Origin of the sequence: Microbulbifer sp. NBRC 101763, assembly GCF_040371615.1 — a bacterium.
GTDB lineage: Bacteria > Pseudomonadota > Gammaproteobacteria > Pseudomonadales > Cellvibrionaceae > Microbulbifer > Microbulbifer variabilis.
Genome location: NZ_BAABQV010000001.1, coordinates 1,136,725 through 1,153,515, shown reverse-complemented (window position 1 = coordinate 1,153,515; position 16,791 = coordinate 1,136,725). Strand labels below are relative to the sequence as shown.

Sequence of the window (16,791 nt, the reverse complement as noted above, 5' to 3'; positions counted from 1 at the left end):
GTAGCAGGCACTAAAACTACGGTCGCTGGTGCTGCTGGAGATGTCCCAGGTATTTTGGCAATGGAAATCTCACGAAGGAAGATGCAATTCACCTCCACGATAGGTCTTTTTACCAGGCATTGCATTCAATCAACTGGAGCGATCATAATCGCAGGGTACTGCGAGAACACCAGTGCCCACAAAGCCCCGCGCTTAATGCCTGCTCCTCTACTACCCTAGTGATTCAGGGATTGTCAGGCAGAGTCATCCTGTTTTTCGACGAGGTGTTCTGCCAGGTATTCTGATGGTTTAGGTTTAGTCAGGGACTTTATCCATGGCCTTTCTTATTCAGTGTATCCACTGGTTATCATTACTGGGTTGCCTTTATCTAAGCCTACGTCTGTTTCGCGACCTCGCAGATCTTAGCCAGTGGATTGTGCAAACTCCTCGTAAAGCGACAATGTGGACCTTCTATCGGAGGCACAAGATTGCTACTGCCGCAGGGATATTATGGTTGGTATCAGCACTGACGCTATGGTTTTCTGGCGCTGGCTCTGTTGTCATTTTCTGGATCATCAGTGCCCTGTCTGCTTTCGCCTTCTACTCTGGGTATATCAACCCCTCTATTATGATGCGCGCGCAACAACATAATGCGCGCTATTTTTCCATAGCTGAGGCCCAAGAGAGCCTATCCCCCGGTACCAGCCTGATAGTAATTGACGCTAACGGCGAAGCTAGAGGTCACCCTGATGACCACATTCTTCGGCCACATGTGGCCGGTACAAAGGAAGGGCTAGCTGGTGAAAATGTGGTAATGACCTATTGTGGCCTGACCAATATGGGAATTGCCTACACACCCGAAATTGATGGGGAAGCCCTGGATTTAGGTGTTATGACCCAGATCGAGAATAATTTGGTGATGTGGGATAAAAAAACCGGGCAGCCAATTCAGCAGTTTTGGGGCACCCGTGAAGATGCAGGCCCTAAAGGGCCGAGGATGCCCGAATGGCCCAGCTATCGGATGCCGTTGTGGGCTTTTAAGAAAGCGTTTCCCAATGGGAAAATATTTCTGAACCCAATACCAAATTTTACCGACAACCCCTTTTTAGCCATCTTCGATCGCCTGATGCATATGATCTTCACTCACGCAATCTCAGATCAAGCTAAAAAAGAGGAACCTGCGTTCCCTACCATTAAGAAATTTGATAATAGGTTGCCGAATAAAACTAAAATTTACGGTGTTAATATCGGCGAAGACTATGTAGCTTATACAAAAGATTTCATTAAGGATCATGGTGGACTATTAAACGTAGAAATCGGTGGCCGGGATATTGTTATCGTTTACCATTCAGACCTCGATAGCGTTGGTGCATATTATAATGACAATGGTAGCCAGATCTCTAATGTACAGTTCGGCGGAGAGAGTAACGTGGGGAAGTTAGAACGCGTTGAAACGATGAAATCTGAAGCTTACTGGGTTGTCTGGCAAAATTTCTTCCCTGAAACAGATGTAAATCGCATACCCACTCAGAAAGCCAGCTCCTGATAACAGTTAAACAAGAAGCAACATCGGTCTAATATACTACCAGGCTTACTATTTTTAACACATGGTTACATCTGACTCTTGCAGTTTGGATTCCACAAAACTCAAAAAAATATCAATTTTCTTAGAACCCTTACGTTTCACTTTGTACAGGGCTCCTACCGTTTTATCTTTTCTTTCCAGTTCAGGGAGTAACTCTATTAATCTGCCTCTTTGAATATCTTTCTTACAGAAATAAGAGGGTAAAATAGCTATACCATTACCATTCAATGCCGCAGAGCGGGTATGGTAAGTTTCATTGGAAATTAAGTTGCCTTTGAATTGGTAATATTTCCCATCAATCAACCATCCATCCTCAAGGCCATTTAGCCTCGTCAGCAACATGTTATGTTGACTGAGTTCGCCTATTGAATGCGGGCACCCATTTTTCGCTAAATATTCGGGTGATGCCACGAATACAGGATATATATTGAGCAGTGGTAGAGAAAAAAACTGACTATCTGGTAATGATTCAGATACGCGAAAGGCTATATCAATATCATCCTCAATCATATCCATGAGAAAGGGAGTAAAAATTAACTCGAGACTAAAGTCAGGGTACTCTTTTTGGAAATCATTGCAGATCTTGCTAAACACAGTTTTCCCTATGGTTTCAGGGAAAGTAATGCGTAACTTACCACGATCAAGACTACCAACCTCAGCGACCTGATCTTCCAGGTCAGTAAATGCACTGAGTATCTTCTGGCCGCTCTGGTATACAAGCCTGCCTGCTTCTGTAAGAGAAAGTGCTCTGGTAGTTCGGTTCAACAATACCTGGCCCAACACTTTCTCCAATTGTACCAAAGTCTTGCTCACAGTTGGCGCTGATAATCCCAAGTGGCTAGCAGCTTTACTTAGGGAGCCATGATCCACTACGGCACAAAAGACACTAATCAAGTGGTACTTATCATATTCCCGCCGCACCGACTGTTTCCTTAAAGCTAATTATGACTTTCTGCTGATAATCTTTATCGAGACCTGCCAAATAGTAAACTCTAAACCCATACCAATCCACTCCGGAGATAAATCGATGAACAACTTAACTTGTCACTGTGGGGCCATCCATTACAAACTTTTCAATAGCTCAATCTCTCCAAAGACAGGTCGTGGAATAAGCTTTGTTGAGGCTTCAAATCCAGCAATGATTGAAGATCCATCAAAGCGGCTCAATACTTACTCTTTTGAGTCTGGACCAGTAAAAGAATATGGTTTTTGTAATCAATGTGGTGCAGCTATTTATCAAATAGACAATAGAGGACTGGTTCAACACGCCATACATAGTCATCAAAATTACCTAGCAGACTATAATGGAATTCTGAATTTTGGCTTTTAATGAGCCACGCCAATGGCTCAATCTTCAAACCAATCTTTGTCGTACAAAAAATAGTCGCCAACGGTAACGTAGCAATATGTCACTCTAACAAGCAACCACCAATAGCAGAAGTCTAATTACTGTTAACAACTATAGATAATACCCTGTGGACTATGTATTTTGGGAATCCGTGGATTATTTGAGTGTTAAGTAAGGATGTCTGCGGTTAAACCTTATCAAATGGTTGCTTACCCAGTTCTTCAACAATATGGTTGATAAAACTGGTAATTCGTAATGAAAGCGCGGTGTTACGGTAATAAACTGCATTAATGGATTGTTTGACTTCTACAGTTTGATCTGAGAATAGCTGCACCAATCGCCCAGCATGACGATCCCTCTGAGTCATAAAATCAGATAAGCAAACGATCCCTGCACCTGAGAGGGCTAAGTGCCGTAAAGTTTCCCCACTAGATGAAGCCATCGTTGGCTTAATCTGCAGTTTATCTCCGCTTCGTTCATAAAGCGGCCATTTGTTAAGGGATTCAGGCTTTGTAAAACCAAGTAATACGTGTTGGCCAAGTTCTTCTGCACTCTCTGGAGTACCATGCTGTTGTAAATAGCCAGGGCTAGCAAGTATTCGGACTTTGCTAGTCCCTATTGAGCGGGCATGTAATGTTGAGTCCTGAAGTTTCCCAATACGAAATGCCACATCAGTTCGCTTCTCTATCAAATCAGTTATTCCCTCATTACTGTTTAGCTCCAGCTCTATCTGGGGAAATTTAGCACGGAAGCTATTTATCAATGGTGCTATTACATGCAGCATAAATGGTGTGGCAGCGTCTATACGCAGAAGACCTGAGGGTTGCTTTTGACGAGCCGCCATTTGCTCCTCAGCCTCCTCCACTGAGATGAGAATATCCCGAGCATATTTAAGGAAAGCCTGCCCTTCTTCAGTGAGTTTCAAACGCCGTGTAGTGCGCTGAAGCAATGTCGATTCCAGTTTACTCTCCAAGCGGGCGAGTGCACGGCTTACCCCAGATACAGTCTGCTCTAGCCTATCGGCAGCCGAAGTGATCGAAGCCGTATCTACCACAGTGGTAAATACCTGTAATTCTTGAAGGGTGATCTTCATTGTTGACTCCAAATCAATAGTCTATTGCTTATAGACGGCTTTTTCATCAAAAGCAACTAGAGCAGACTAGCCCCTCAAGCCACTGCCGTTGACTGCTGTCGCACAAGTGCTAGTAATCAGAAGCGCTTTACAGATTGCATGGTTAAGCGGAGTAGCAGGTTAGTCTGGGACTCTTAACAGGCTGGCCAATTAGTCAAAACCTTCAAAATTTATGAATTTGATCGATGGGAGTTCAAAGTGAAATTGAGAAATCTTTTACCCAGTAAACTCGGTTTTGGTACTGCACCTCTTGGCAATATGTTTCGCCAGATTCCAGAATCTGAGGCCTTGGCAACTGTAGAGTCAGCCTGGGATTGCGGCATCAGATACTTTGACAATGCCCCTTTCTATGGGGCCGGACTCGCCGAGATTCGCATGGGTGAGGCGCTATCTGGATTCCCACGCGAAGACTATGTAATCAGCACCAAAGTTGGCCGCTTGATATTGGATGAAGTTGAAGATAGTGGCGGCAGAGAACTTGGAGATAAGCGTGATATTTTCAAGTATGGCCGCCCCAATAAGATAGTTAATGACTATTCATACGATGCAACAATGCGCTCGATAGAAGATAGCCTCAAGCGCTTAAAAACCGATCATATTGAGATTGCATGGGTTCACGATGTAGCCCAGGATTTCTATGGTGACGAATGGCTTGGCATATTTGAAAGCGCGAGAAAAGGTGCTTTCAGGGCTCTTGATAAACTGCGTGATGAAGGCGTACTTCAAGCCTGGGGCCTGGGAGTAAACCGAGTGGAGCCGATTGAGATACTTCTTGATCTTGAGGAACCTCGCCCCGATGGCTTCTTACTAGCTGGCCGCTACAGCCTGTTGGATCATTCTCGAGCTCTTCAGAGAGTTATACCCCAGGTGATAGAACGCGACCTCAGTATCGTGGCCGGAGGTCCTTATAGTTCAGGAGCCTTGGTTGGGGGACCAAATTTTGAGTACGCGCCAGCACCAAAGCACATAGTTCAGAAAGTTTCTAAAATCAAAGCAATTGGTGATAGGTATGGAGTCAGCACTAAGGCTATTGGATTGCAGTTTGTTCTGGCTAATCCGGCTATAGCTGCAGTTATACCAGGTGCGAGTAAACCTAGCAGGATCAAAGAGGATGTTGAGGCTCTCGAAACCAATATTCCAGAGACACTATGGCAAGAACTACGTCAAGAAAAACTTGTCGATGAATCTGCTCCTCTACCAACTTGAGAATAAGGATTAGCATAAATAGCTAAGCGAGAAGAGGCGCGTGTGGCAACTGATAGGATGACTCATCTTATAGCCTGACTGCATCTCGTATCACTATGTTGGATTAATTCAGACTTGAGCTGGCGGACCATCACATGAAAAATGATAACTGTCAGATCAAGTCTGAAGCACTAAAACCAAACCAACACAAACACCACATAATGTAACAATTACAATCTCAGTTTGATTTACACTGATAACTTTATATTTAAATTAATATTAAGCAGTCCAGTTGAAGTACTGATTTTAACCTGACCTATTCTTAAAAAAATAGAGTTAGATATACTCTCAACGAGCCCTGTCAGTCTTTCCAAGATTATTATCAATTGAAGCGTGAAGAATTGTTCATACATGAATCTTGTGCTAAGAATCATTTTGTTTTCCTAGCTGATTAATAAGGAATTTAGCACGTTCCACTGTTTCAACTAATTTTGGGGGTACAGCATTGTCTTCCCAGTCCTGCATAAAGACCACAGACATTCCACTATTGAGATCACTAAACCCATACTGCCCATAGGAACCCGCAGTGTAGATGACATTGTATTCTGGTAAATACCAGGCTTGAGAACCATATGCCACAGGCGTTCCCAGTGCATTAGCAAGCGACTTGCCACTTTCTGATTTTCCAAGAAGGTCTTTGTCAAGATTCTTTACAGAATCATAGAAACTCTTTGGAGCCTTGCCCTGGGCGATCCACTGATGAAAAAGTGCATAGTCGCGCAGGGTGGTACTGATACCATAGGAAGGACTAGCAGTTCCATCAACCGTTAAGGCAATGGAGCCAGAACTATTTGCTCCAAAGTCATTAAAGAGATCCGAAAGAAGCTTGTTGAATGGGTGCCCTGAAACTTCCTCTGCTAGTATGGCCAGTAAATCGGTATTTTTATCATTGTAAGTATATACCTCACCCGGTTTATTCTGGACCTTAGCGTTCCTGATAGCATTACGATGTCCCGTTGGTTTGCCTGGCTTTAGTCCTTGTTCGATCTCAAATAAGAAGGCTTCACCTCCGGGCACATGATAATCCGTAGCGGGCAGCAGGCCGGAGGTCATATCAAGTACTTCTTGGACTTTGGCTTTGCCAATTTTTGAACCGGCAAAATCAGGTAGATAGCTTTCAATCGACTGATTGGGGTCGATCTTACCTTCATCAATCAGCTTTGAAATAATGACCCCTGCGTAAGTTTTAGAAGAAGACTGCAAAAGCTGAGTTTGATTGTGATCTAGCCCATTATCATAAAACTCTCCAATAATTTGATTATCCTTCATAATCAGGAAACCTTTGGTTTGCGTCGCAGTTAGAGACTCAACGAAAGGCCATCCCTTACGAATATCCAAACTTATATTAAAGGGCTCTTTAACGACTTCCAGCTTGGCGGGTTTTTCTGCCTCCATGATATGTACTGTACCGAAAATACCATACTCATCCCAATGCATGGACGTATATCTATAGTAAGGCCAACTTTGCATATTATTCTGATTGATTTCAGAAAGATCGAATGGACGATAAAAATCATTGAGTGTTACCTCGGCTTTGGCAAATGAGGGAGAAACATAACCGACCACCAAGATCAAAGCTGCACTCCAGGCCATAAAATATATTCCACCGCGCCTTCTTGATTTTAGATTTTTTGGCATAGAGATATTTCCAATTTTGTTTAAGTAAATACAGTTTCGAGAACTACAGCTACTGAAATTACTGTGAATTTCCTATATGTTTCTTCAAATACAATAAAACTGTTCTGTATAAGGTGCAGGCCAAAGAAATAGTCAAATCGATCAAAGAATCTTTTAGTCATGAATAGACAAACACACTCAATAGCAACGTATTTATCGAAGCACAAAGGCACTCAGGGAATGTTTTTACAAGGAGAAACCCGGTTATTTACAATCTTCAAAATTCAGAATCGCAAAGTTAATAGGTTTGAGCCCTCTTAAGGCGTTCGCACCACCATCAAACGCTCTTCTGTCATATCGGCGATTGCCCAACGTACACCCTCACGGCCGAGGCCTGAGTCCTTTACCCCGCCATAAGGCATGTTGTCCACACGCCAGCTGGGCACATCACCAATAACAACGCCCCCTACTTCCAAGGTATCCCAGGCCTTCTGTGCTTGATATAAGTCTTTGGTGAAGATCCCCGCCTGCAAACCAAAGGCACTATCGTTGACTCGTTCAAGGACCTCATCGAAATCATCAAAGGGCTCCAGTACTGCTACAGGGCCAAAGGCTTCCTGTTGGACTATTGAGCATTCGTGAGGCACACCTTCCAATAGAGTTGGATCGAGCATGGCGCCATCACGGCTACCGCCACACAGAAGTGTGGCTCCGTCATTAATTGCTTCTTCAACCCATCCGTGCAGTCTCTTTGCCTCCCCCTCGGAGATCATCGGACCAATAAAAGTCCCTTCGTCTTTCGGATCCCCCTTCTTAAGCTTTTGCGTCTTCTCCACTAAGCGCTGTTTCAGCTCTTCATACAGGCTTTTATGCCCATAGATACGCTGTACGCCAATACAACTCTGCCCAGATTGATAGAAGGCACCAAAGATCAGACGCTGCAAAGCGTCATCTAAGTCTGTATTTTCATCGATAACACAAGCGGCATTGCCACCCAGCTCCAACACCACCTTCTTACGTCCTGCCCTGGCCTTTAGGTCCCAGCCCACAGTGGGCGAACCTGTAAAACTGAGCAGCTTGAAGCGGTCATCCACGGTAAAGAGGTCTGCACCTTCCCGGTGGCAGGGCAGCACAGAAAAAGCCCCTTTGGGCAGGTCGGTCTCGGCCAGGATTTCTGCGATTATCAGTGCGCCTATCGGTGTTCGGCTCGCCGGTTTCAATACAAAGGGGCAACCCGAGGCAATGGCCGGTGCCACCTTATGGGCCGCCAGATTGAGTGGGAAGTTAAAAGGAGAGATAAAGGAGCACGCGCCCACCGGTACACGTTTGACAAAACCACGGTAGCCCCTGGTGTTCTTGGAAATCTCCAAGTTGATAATCTCGCCATTGATACGTACGGTTTCTTCGGCGGCAACACGAAAAGTATCGATCAAGCGCGTAACTTCTCCGCGGGAGTCATGAATTGGCTTGCCAGCCTCAATGCACAATGACTCCGCCAGTTCCTCGAAACGCTCATGAAAGCGCTGAACACAGTGATTAAGTACCTCCTGGCGGCGATAGGGAGGTAGCTTTGCCATAGGCTTCTCAGCTAGAAGCGCCCAATCAATCGCACTGTCTATAGTTCTCGCATCCGCCATAGCTACGCGGGTTGCCACCTCACCTGAATACTTATCGGTGACCTCTAGATCCTCATTGGCGAATACGGCTTCATTAGCTAGATAGTAAGGGTATGCCTTTTGCAGCACGATCATTTCCTTTTAAGCGGTGGCTTTGGATTGGCAGGCATCCTGAGTGCCGGCGATAAGCTTCCCGAGTGTATAGGTTACGGCCGACCATTAATCAACCAAGATATGCTTATCAGTGAGATAGCAAGTGAAGGTTAGAAGCGACAAAAGAAAGGCAATTGCAGGGGGACTAATGAGAAGTAAATATCAATGAATCACCACTCTTCTTAAGAGTGGTGATTCTGGAAAGAAGCTTTGGAGAGAAAGAGTTACTTTTCAGTCAACCACATTCCCACAGGCTCATAATTGAACTCTTTGTAAATTTTCTTTGTGGCAGCCGGGTTGTCAGACTTTTTATCAATGTCATAAACAGTCCAATTCAGCTCACTGTGGTTGAACTCAATTACCGCATAGCCATAGATGTTACTGACGAAGTCCTTGATATGGGGGTTGTTTAGCTGCACTCCACCGTTTAGCAAGGAGGTAAACACACTACCTACATCAATGCCCTTCTCCACCGTATCGTTCATGTTTGGCGAGGAGATGGAGGGAGTCATCAACTCAACACCCACTAGGTTATCGTAATTCCAGTTATTAATATTATTGAAGTTCACTTTCAAATACGAAGTAATACTGGAATGCAGATCGCCAGTCAGCACAACAAAGTTATCGATGCTGCTGTCTTTGATGCTGGAGAGAATTTTCTCGCGCTCCCACTGATACCCATCCCAGGCATCGTAATTGGCAAACACCAAGGGGCGACCCAATGCAGTACCGGCAAGTTGCGCTAGCAAGGTCTGGTTGCCCCAAACTTTCCAGCGTGCAGATGAATTCACTATGCCATCAATAAGCCAATCGCGCTGTGTTTTCCCAAGCATGGTTTGGGATTCATTTTCATAGTCGGTGCACCAGTAATTTTCCCAGGCGGTGCCGTCCTTGCAAGGCTCTTTGGTGCGATAGGTACGGCTGTCGGTCATATAGAGATCGACCAGGTCACCAAACTGGAAAGAGCGGTAAATCTGCAGGTAATCAAAAGCGTGGCTGGCTGCCTCATTCACTTTTACCCGCGCAGGCACATACTCAATCCAGGCCTGCTGGGCATCGCGGCGAAGTTGGCGCAACTGATCCGGGTTATTATTCCCGGATTGGTATGGGTGAGATGGTACGCCCAGGGTATCGCGGTCGTAGTCCCAGTAGGCATTGTCCGCAGTTTCGTGATCATCCCAGGTGATGATAAACGAGTGCATTTCCATTGCGCGCTGCAGGTTCTTGTCTTTACGGTATTCCTTATAGATATGGCGGTAATCTTCCAGGTTCATCGCCACTGATCCACCGGAAGGCAAGGCTAAGGAGTGAACAATAGAATCTTCGAAGCCTTCATACTCCGCATACTCATAGATAAAGTCACCCAGGTGCAACACGCAGTGGACATCCTCATCCGCCAAGTGGCTGTAGGCGTTGTAATAACCGGTGGTGTAATCCTGACAGGTCACCACTGCCATCTTGATACTTTCCAGGCTGCCAGTTGGCAACGTGTGACAACGACCAGTACGGCTGCAAAGGTTGCCGTACTTAAAGCGGTAGTAGTATCTCTGGTTGGGTGATAAGTAACCTTCCAGGTCAATATTCACCGTGTAATCACGATCGGCGGTGATGTCATCGGCACTGACCTCAGCACTTAGAATCGGCTGGGTAAAGCCTTCATCTAATGCCACATCAATATAGAGAGTTTGGCCAGATACGTACGCTGCCGGATTGATATGAGTCCAAAGTACAACACCAGTTTGGCTAGGATCTCCAGAGGCAACGGATAGATCAAAGACAATGCCGTCATTGTCGATTTCAGAATTGAATGGGCTACTACCGAGATTAAAACGCGCATAGGTTTCACTGCTGCTGGCAGCCAAAGAGCGAACGGTAAACGGCGTCAGCAGTGCAAGCCCCATACCTTGAACAAACGTACGACGAGAGACAGTCATAAACCCCACTTCCTGTTAGTTATGAGTTGCAAAATGTGAAAGGGGGCGGATTCTATAGAAGAACGTACCAACAAAGAAGATTTGACGGCCTATAAAGTCCAGGTAAACGGATAATCGAAGATGAAAATAATAAAATGACAGTAATGTCAATTTATTTGGCCTTAATTGAAAATCGCTTACAGATACTAAACCTCTTAAACAGTCACTAACATTAGTTATGCGGTAACGACAGGTATTCCCAGAAAGGAAACAAGCACTTTAATCCGTGGAGAAACAAATAGTTTTCTTATAAAACACCAGGAAAATCGATCAATATTATTAGATTTGAGATACTTCCTTGAAGAGTATGCTCATAAATTTTAAGCGTGTTATCACTCAGAAGGCCATATCTCCAAAGCCAATCAAACGCTTTCTATCGACATAAGGAAACAGTTTCAAGCCGCTGTATTACTGATATTTTCTTTATTGAGTTCAAGCCTGGGAGCTAGGGAAAAGAGCCAATTTAGCCCGCAATTTTTAGAGGGAAATAAAATTTACTCTAAACGACAGCGCAACAAATATAGGCGCGGAAATTATCTTATTGGATTTTATTAAGATTGTTTTAATGTCAAAGCTCCGTAGAATTGGTAGATATTTATCGGTATTTGGGTCGCAATTAAGTTGAGCTGTATAAGTCAACACTCAAAAGATCCAAGAGTTTTTTAAAAACCCATCTCTCAAAGGAGAACGGTAGCGTGACATAAGAGTAAGTAAAAGGCGCTGACCCAAGGTGCGGACACACCTGGGGCCAGCTAACCAAATTGATAAGCAAGTATCAAAATGGCTCAATGGATAATACGCTAGAAACCCGCTCGTCTTCAATAAAGTCGAGTAGATTCAGCAGCTTGGAGTGTATCCTCAAGCTCTGGCAGCGTTGCGCCCGCCTTTTCTTCTTCTACGCCTACCGTTCTCGTGCACCTCCTCTCGTTTCCTTCAGACGTTACTTGCCAATCTTTCCCACCGTAGAAAGACCACCCCTTGTTTAAGTATCAATAGGAAATGAGCATGTTGATTTTAAAGCGCCGCACTGGAGAAAACTTAAGGATTGGAGCAAATGTCTCGGTCACAGTCTTGGAAGTTAAGGGGAATCAAGTAAAGATAGGAATAAACGCCCCTAAATCCCTGCCTGTTCACCGTGAAGAGATTTATAGGCGCATTAAAAAGGGACAGGAGGCGGATAACTGAATATGCCAAAAGGGTTGCCCTTTCAGCTGGGTCACCATTTGGAGTTAGTCGATTGGAACGGTCGACACTTTGACCCCAGGAAGCGAGGGTGTATTGCCGAAAACACACCTCCCATCCTCAAACAGCTGGGTATTTCATCCAAACACTGGCTCTATCTCAACCGAAATTTTGAAAGCCGCTTTAAAAGCTTGGTGGGATCAGTGGAAGCAGTACAACAAGCCTGTACCCGGCTTAATAAACGCTGGGTACACGGCATCAGGATTGCCGGCGTTTCCTTTCTGCCACACCCTGTTGATTCTGTCCCCCCTTCCTCACTACCTGCATTCCTCTTGGTTTTTACCGAAAACCCCAATTTTCGAATCCAAAACCTAATTCTTGCTCCTTTCATTAGGTCTTAGTATCAATCTAAGAAGAAACAGCCGCCAAGATGGCATCTGCGCCTCAGCTAACACCTTCCCCCTCAATTTATGGGTTTTCTGAATTTAATTTATGAGAGTCCTGAATTTACCATCTCCCAAACCATTTTAATCTTCCCTTCTCCATCTCTTAATAAATAAACCTAACGCATATAGCCAATAGAGAATCAAGACAATTAACGGTATCCAGCCAAGCCCTCCCAAATCGCGCTTAAAGAAGTAAGCGGAATAAATTATCAACCCCCAAAAACTCGTTAAGAAAAGTCCATTTTTAAATAAATCTCGAATAAAACAAAACATAGCTTTGCTCACTAAAAGGTCGACCCTCCCTCCTGATGAGAAATAACCACCCCCCCTCGCTATTTTTTACCGTAACGGAAATACTAACATTGGCCGCCCCACTTTCAGAATGAAAAGCATTAACCGCATCTGCGGTCACGATTTAGTTATCGTGTCACCTATTTGGGGAACATAAGAAATTTTAGCATCCAAAAAAATCTCCTTAACGCCATCTATGGTTATCCTGAATTTACCAGCTTTGTTGAGCTAGAAAAAAATAAATCGCCAGGGCAGTAGGCAATAGTACCGAAAAAGCCACATACTTTACAAAAACCTTGTTTTTATCACCTAACTCAACAGAGGCCGCCCTTAAACTTTCTTGGATATCATTCCTCAAAAAACGTATACACACAAAGTTAAACAGCATTACAGTAAACGCTATCACTATTGCAGGAGCAGTCCAACTCGAATATATACTAGCTACGTTTATTTCAACTAATATAGACATGAGCGCTGGTATACACGAAACATTTAGACTCAATAAAAATGACATAAGGTAAATGGCATTTACTTTGCTATGCTCATCGTGTGGACTCTTTTTAGCGATTGATATATAGCACGCCAAAAATAAATCGATGTATTTTTTCTTTAAAAAAATCATGGAAACCTAACAGTTACCCGAGGTTGAGCACATTGCATCAGTTAGAGGCTTACTTAAAGACTCAATACCGACTGTTGTATCAAAAATAAAGTAACTAGCACCGCCAATCCACCCTGGAGGGCCATCCATAAACGCAATAGTTCCAATAGCTACATCAGCAGAAGCTTTCCCTACTCCAGGAATATCGCCACTGATACCCACATTGACATCACCCCGAGGCCAGTCGTACCTTAACTTTCCATTTTCCCTAGCGCAATCAACGAGTTAACAACCATTTTTCCCGGCGCCATTAGCTCTTCAACATTTTTTTGCCCTGACGCGGGTTTTACCTTAGCCGGATGTTTTTCCTGAGGCAACGGCCCCTTCTGTTTAGGCGCACCAGCGCCTGACCGCCGACAGGCGGCTAAAGCCGAGGGGCGCTTGCCCCTCTTCAAGCTACTGGAGACTTTTGATGATCAAGACAAGGACACGGTGATTCGGGTGATTCGGGTGATTCGGGTGATTCGGGTGATTCGGGTGATTCGGGTGATTCGGGTGATTCGGGTGATTCGGGTGATTCGGGTGATTCGGGTGATTCGGGTGATTCGGGTGATTGATGCGATTATCGCTCTCAGCGTCAGGGGGAACATGCTATGCGGCCATTAGAGCGCTAACCATTAACAGCTAGCGCCCACTACTGGGTTAGCCACGATATTTACTTGATAATTCCATGCCACTTTTGTGAGGATTGAGAATAACCCAAAACAGAGCTTTAACAATGCCGCCTTTAGCAATAAATGGAATTTTGCATTTTCGACCGTTCACAGTGGTTTCAACAAATGAAAAGCAAAGCCCAAAGTACACAAAGTCATCGAAGAAACGAACCGAACTACTTGGGAAGGAATTCCCATTAATAATAAAGACATCTTTATTCAGGTCAAGATAAATAGACCTTGAAAAAACAAGAAAATAATAATAGGGCAAAAAAATAGCAACTAGAATCATCAATGGAATCATGAAATATGTGGGCGATGAAAAGTCCCGAATAAAAGCTTCTTTATTAACCACAATAGATAACGCAAAATCTTTGAAAATAAAGACAAAGACCAAAAAAGATACTATCGCAACAAAAGATAAAACTCCGAGAGATGCACAAAAATAGTGCAACTTCACATGGTTTCTTTTATCAATTCTAATCATTGTTCACCATGAAAGAAATTCGACCGTCTCAACCTCACCATAATGGACACCCCCTCCAACGCCTGCATCTAGCGAAAATGTCATGTTCGACAAGGTTTGTAAAAAGCTACCATTTGGATTAGTAGTGTTTATTTCCGGGATCTTAAAGGTTCCCGACCCTTTAAACCCTACATTCACCTGATAACCTTTGCCAAAAAAGTTATGAGCATTAGCATTCCCTATTTCAAGTCCTGCTCCTAAATCAACCCCACCCAAATCCCCTCTACTTACCGTATAAAAGATTGAAGTCTTATCTGAAAAACCATCCCCATCTAGATCACTAAATGCAATACCTAGATCAAACACAAAGTTGGTTTCCGGAATAATAGGTATCTGGCCGAAAAATAATGAAAAGCCCGGTTGAACTAAGTCAATTGTGAAATTCGCAAATGATGTTCTATTCCTCCTAATAGAATTCATCAATCCCTTTTGCGCAAAGACATCACCCCGAGGCCAGTCGTACCTTAACTTTCCATTTTCCCTAGCGCAATCAGCGAGTTAACAACCATTTTTCCCGGCGCCGCCGGCTCTTCACCCTTTTTTTGCCCCGACGCGGGTTTTACCTTAGCCGGATGTTTTTCCAGAGGCAACGGCGCTTTCTGTTCAGCCGCGCAGGCGCGCCAGCGCCTGGCCGCCGAGGGGCGCTTGCCCCTCTTGGTTACTGGCTAGAACGGTGGTGCTGCTTCTTCGATGGCTTCGATCAGGTGCCGGCATTCCTGTTGCAGCAGCTTCACGTAGTACTGCCATTCGGTATCAAGCCGCTCCCAGGCTTCGATAACGCTCCAGCCTTGCGGCAGGTATTCCATGCGCTCCAGTACGAACGCAGCGGCGATCTGTTCGCTGGTGCTGGCTCCGGTGGTGCCGGCTTTGAGCAGGCTGTTGGCGGTGTTGAGGATTTTGTCGAGCGGATACGACAGCTGGTTTATTTGTTCTTGGATCTCTTTTTGCGATGGCATGGCCATGCCTCCTTGAGTGGATGTTGTGTGGCGAACGCGCAGAACCCCGCGCGCAGGCCGGTCAAGGCTGCGCAGCGTTTTTTGCGGAGCACCGCGTAGCGGCTTGGCCTTGAGGGGGCGAGCACGGGGTTATGCTGAGGAGACACACAGCAGACACGGGGGTCGGGGTTGGCACGGACTCAAGGTAAAGAGTTTCCGCGGCTTGCCGCGGCCTTATGGATTGCCCCCTTGGGGGGCCAGGGGGGTAAAACCCTGCGACCAGCCCGGCCTGCCCGCCTTAAAGACCTGACGTTGGTACAGTATTTATTGAAGGCACCGTCCACCCAGCCGGCACAGGGCTTGCCCGTGCCGGCGGGCAGGTGTTTTTCGGGCGGGGAGGCGAACGGCTTTTGTGAGCCGGGGGAGGCATGGCTTAGACAGCGGCCGCTAAGGGAAGATGGTGGCTGGCGGCTTGCTTGCGCTTTTTCTGCAAGCGGGGTGACAGACGCGAGCTTGCCCTTGCAGCCACCTTTTCCTGTGCAGTGCGCAAGCGCTGCCCGGAGCCACGTTGTTTGTGGCGGAGGTGGAACGGACGGTTGGTATTTTCCGCTGGCAGGGGGCGAGCCTGGCGCTTTGGCTTGCGTCTTTCTTTGCGAGCCATGTGACAGGCGGATTGATGCCACAGTGTCGGGGACCGTTTTGTAACACAATCCACGTATCTTGCCCCTAGTCCTTCCCTGCTTTCCGCCGTAAAATTTCTACGTAGAAACTGGTTTCGTAAAGCCCGCTACGCTACTCGTCGTCGGCTTCACGCTCGCTATCCAGTGCGTCCAACAATCCTTCGAGGCTGGGCGGCGCAAGGTGTCCGCTTCCATGCTGCCGAAGCTGGCACAGCTGTTTGGGATCAGTGTGGATGAGCTGGTAGGCATGGAGGATAAACCCGCCAAACGCGGGCCGGTGCCGAAGCTACTGCGACAAGTTGAGCAGGTGGCCCTGCTGCCCAAGGCCAAACAGAAGTTTGTCAGTGAGATGCTGGAGACTGTGATTCAGCAGGCTAGCCACTGACGCTATTGCCATATATGACAAAGCCCCGGCAGATTGCCCTGCCGGGGCTTATAAAATAGTAACTTGAGCATTAAAAATGCGGGAAGCTATACAAAGTACCGAGAAGGGACTTAGCTTTCTTCACTCTTTTTTGCCCATTGCCCAGCGCAGTAACTTTGGAGGATAACCAGTAAATACTATTGGAATGCACACATATAGCAACACGACTGGCATTGCAGATATTATCAAAAAGGGTACGGTTATCTCTTCATCCCTCCCAAAGAAAAGAATGCTTAATACAGCCAAGAGACAGAAAACCGATATAAAAAAAGATAATATCCGGTATCCTGCTGTCAATTTATTAACTTGGTCTTTCCCGATAAAGTTACTCATTTTTCTCTATTC

Annotated in this window: 17 protein-coding genes; 6 read left to right on the top strand and 11 right to left on the bottom strand. The window is 45.5% G+C overall.

Annotation, left to right across the window (positions count from 1 at the left end):
* Window positions 1-313: 313 nt before the first annotated feature.
* Window positions 314-1,525, top strand: a complete 1,212-nt coding sequence (locus ABWV76_RS05200; RefSeq protein WP_353375431.1) for a DUF3179 domain-containing (seleno)protein — start codon at window positions 314-316, stop codon at window positions 1,523-1,525.
* Window positions 1,526-1,579: 54 nt separating this feature from the next.
* Here ABWV76_RS05200 and ABWV76_RS05195 read toward each other — a convergent pair whose 3' ends face one another.
* Complete coding sequence (locus ABWV76_RS05195) at window positions 1,580-2,485, bottom strand: LysR family transcriptional regulator (RefSeq protein WP_353375430.1); 906 nt, start codon at window positions 2,483-2,485, stop codon at window positions 1,580-1,582.
* A 106-nt stretch (window positions 2,486-2,591) separates the two neighbouring features.
* On the opposite strand from ABWV76_RS05195, the gene ABWV76_RS05190 reads away from it, so the two are divergent.
* A complete protein-coding gene (locus ABWV76_RS05190; protein WP_282950593.1) occupies window positions 2,592-2,894 on the top strand; it encodes a hypothetical protein in 303 nt (100 codons plus the stop codon).
* 205 nt (window positions 2,895-3,099) lie between these two features.
* Here the strand turns inward: ABWV76_RS05190 and ABWV76_RS05185 are convergent, their stop codons facing one another.
* The gene (locus tag ABWV76_RS05185; RefSeq protein WP_282950594.1) at window positions 3,100-4,005 is read right to left on the bottom strand and encodes a LysR family transcriptional regulator; all 906 of its coding nucleotides are present in this window, start codon (window positions 4,003-4,005) and stop codon (window positions 3,100-3,102) included.
* Window positions 4,006-4,242: 237 nt separating this feature from the next.
* Between ABWV76_RS05185 and ABWV76_RS05180 the strand changes: the two genes are divergently transcribed.
* Window positions 4,243-5,250 (top strand): aldo/keto reductase, encoded by a 1,008-nt coding sequence (locus ABWV76_RS05180; protein ID WP_282950595.1) that lies wholly within the window; start codon window positions 4,243-4,245, stop codon window positions 5,248-5,250.
* Between the two features lie 402 nt (window positions 5,251-5,652).
* Here the strand turns inward: ABWV76_RS05180 and ABWV76_RS05175 are convergent, their stop codons facing one another.
* The 3 genes from ABWV76_RS05175 to ABWV76_RS05165 form a co-directional block, all read right to left on the bottom strand.
* Window positions 5,653-6,927 carry a serine hydrolase domain-containing protein gene (locus ABWV76_RS05175; protein ID WP_353375429.1) on the bottom strand — a complete coding sequence of 425 codons (1,275 nt, stop codon included), beginning with the start codon at window positions 6,925-6,927 and terminating at the stop codon, window positions 5,653-5,655.
* Between the two features lie 296 nt (window positions 6,928-7,223).
* Window positions 7,224-8,657 carry an aldehyde dehydrogenase family protein gene (locus tag ABWV76_RS05170; protein WP_353375428.1) on the bottom strand — a complete coding sequence of 478 codons (1,434 nt, stop codon included), beginning with the start codon at window positions 8,655-8,657 and terminating at the stop codon, window positions 7,224-7,226.
* 242 nt (window positions 8,658-8,899) lie between these two features.
* Window positions 8,900-10,609 carry an alkaline phosphatase D family protein gene (locus tag ABWV76_RS05165; protein WP_353375427.1) on the bottom strand — a complete coding sequence of 570 codons (1,710 nt, stop codon included), beginning with the start codon at window positions 10,607-10,609 and terminating at the stop codon, window positions 8,900-8,902.
* A 1,044-nt stretch (window positions 10,610-11,653) separates the two neighbouring features.
* Here ABWV76_RS05165 and csrA point away from each other — a divergent pair.
* Window positions 11,654-11,833, top strand: a complete 180-nt coding sequence (csrA, locus tag ABWV76_RS05160; RefSeq protein ID WP_353375426.1) for a carbon storage regulator CsrA — start codon at window positions 11,654-11,656, stop codon at window positions 11,831-11,833.
* A 1,362-nt stretch (window positions 11,834-13,195) separates the two neighbouring features.
* Here csrA and ABWV76_RS05155 read toward each other — a convergent pair.
* Window positions 13,196-13,390 (bottom strand): hypothetical protein, encoded by a 195-nt coding sequence (locus ABWV76_RS05155; RefSeq protein WP_353375425.1) that lies wholly within the window; start codon window positions 13,388-13,390, stop codon window positions 13,196-13,198.
* 219 nt (window positions 13,391-13,609) lie between these two features.
* Between ABWV76_RS05155 and ABWV76_RS05150 the strand changes: the two genes are divergently transcribed.
* Entirely contained in the window at window positions 13,610-13,834 is a 225-nt protein-coding gene (locus ABWV76_RS05150; protein WP_353375424.1) for a hypothetical protein, read from the top strand.
* A gap of 36 nt (window positions 13,835-13,870) precedes the next feature.
* On the opposite strand, the gene ABWV76_RS05145 is transcribed toward ABWV76_RS05150, so the two are convergent.
* The 4 genes from ABWV76_RS05145 to ABWV76_RS05130 all read right to left on the bottom strand — a co-directional run bounded on the left by ABWV76_RS05145 (window position 13,871) and on the right by ABWV76_RS05130 (window position 16,057).
* Window positions 13,871-14,341, bottom strand: coding sequence for a hypothetical protein (locus ABWV76_RS05145; RefSeq protein WP_020415413.1), 471 nt, complete (start codon window positions 14,339-14,341; stop codon window positions 13,871-13,873).
* A gap of 30 nt (window positions 14,342-14,371) precedes the next feature.
* Window positions 14,372-14,827: a hypothetical protein gene (locus ABWV76_RS05140; protein WP_020415412.1), complete on the bottom strand. Its 456-nt coding sequence runs from the start codon at window positions 14,825-14,827 to the stop codon at window positions 14,372-14,374.
* Window positions 14,828-15,072: 245 nt separating this feature from the next.
* Complete coding sequence (locus tag ABWV76_RS05135; protein WP_353375423.1) at window positions 15,073-15,363, bottom strand: hypothetical protein; 291 nt, start codon at window positions 15,361-15,363, stop codon at window positions 15,073-15,075.
* A 412-nt stretch (window positions 15,364-15,775) separates the two neighbouring features.
* Window positions 15,776-16,057, bottom strand: a complete 282-nt coding sequence (locus tag ABWV76_RS05130) for a hypothetical protein (RefSeq protein WP_353375422.1) — start codon at window positions 16,055-16,057, stop codon at window positions 15,776-15,778.
* A gap of 158 nt (window positions 16,058-16,215) precedes the next feature.
* On the opposite strand from ABWV76_RS05130, the gene ABWV76_RS05125 reads away from it, so the two are divergent.
* On the top strand, window positions 16,216-16,407 hold the full coding sequence (locus ABWV76_RS05125) for a hypothetical protein (RefSeq protein ID WP_353375421.1): 192 nt from the start codon (window positions 16,216-16,218) through the stop codon (window positions 16,405-16,407).
* Window positions 16,408-16,527: 120 nt separating this feature from the next.
* On the opposite strand, the gene ABWV76_RS05120 is transcribed toward ABWV76_RS05125, so the two are convergent.
* The gene (locus tag ABWV76_RS05120) at window positions 16,528-16,779 is read right to left on the bottom strand and encodes an immunoglobulin domain-containing protein (RefSeq protein ID WP_353375420.1); all 252 of its coding nucleotides are present in this window, start codon (window positions 16,777-16,779) and stop codon (window positions 16,528-16,530) included.
* Window positions 16,780-16,791 lie beyond the last annotated feature (12 nt).

Coding starts and splice junctions, on each gene's coding strand:
- ABWV76_RS05200 (WP_353375431.1), top strand. CDS start 314: ATGGCCTTTCTTATTCAGTGTATCCACTGGTTATCATTACTGGGTTGC.
- ABWV76_RS05190 (WP_282950593.1), top strand. CDS start 2,592: ATGAACAACTTAACTTGTCACTGTGGGGCCATCCATTACAAACTTTTC.
- ABWV76_RS05185 (WP_282950594.1), bottom strand. CDS start 4,005: ATGAAGATCACCCTTCAAGAATTACAGGTATTTACCACTGTGGTAGAT.
- ABWV76_RS05175 (WP_353375429.1), bottom strand. CDS start 6,927: ATGCCAAAAAATCTAAAATCAAGAAGGCGCGGTGGAATATATTTTATG.
- ABWV76_RS05170 (WP_353375428.1), bottom strand. CDS start 8,657: ATGATCGTGCTGCAAAAGGCATACCCTTACTATCTAGCTAATGAAGCC.
- ABWV76_RS05165 (WP_353375427.1), bottom strand. CDS start 10,609: ATGACTGTCTCTCGTCGTACGTTTGTTCAAGGTATGGGGCTTGCACTG.
- csrA (WP_353375426.1), top strand. CDS start 11,654: ATGTTGATTTTAAAGCGCCGCACTGGAGAAAACTTAAGGATTGGAGCA.
- ABWV76_RS05140 (WP_020415412.1), bottom strand. CDS start 14,827: ATGAATTCTATTAGGAGGAATAGAACATCATTTGCGAATTTCACAATT.
- ABWV76_RS05135 (WP_353375423.1), bottom strand. CDS start 15,363: ATGCCATCGCAAAAAGAGATCCAAGAACAAATAAACCAGCTGTCGTAT.
- ABWV76_RS05125 (WP_353375421.1), top strand. CDS start 16,216: ATGCTGCCGAAGCTGGCACAGCTGTTTGGGATCAGTGTGGATGAGCTG.
- ABWV76_RS05120 (WP_353375420.1), bottom strand. CDS start 16,779: ATGAGTAACTTTATCGGGAAAGACCAAGTTAATAAATTGACAGCAGGA.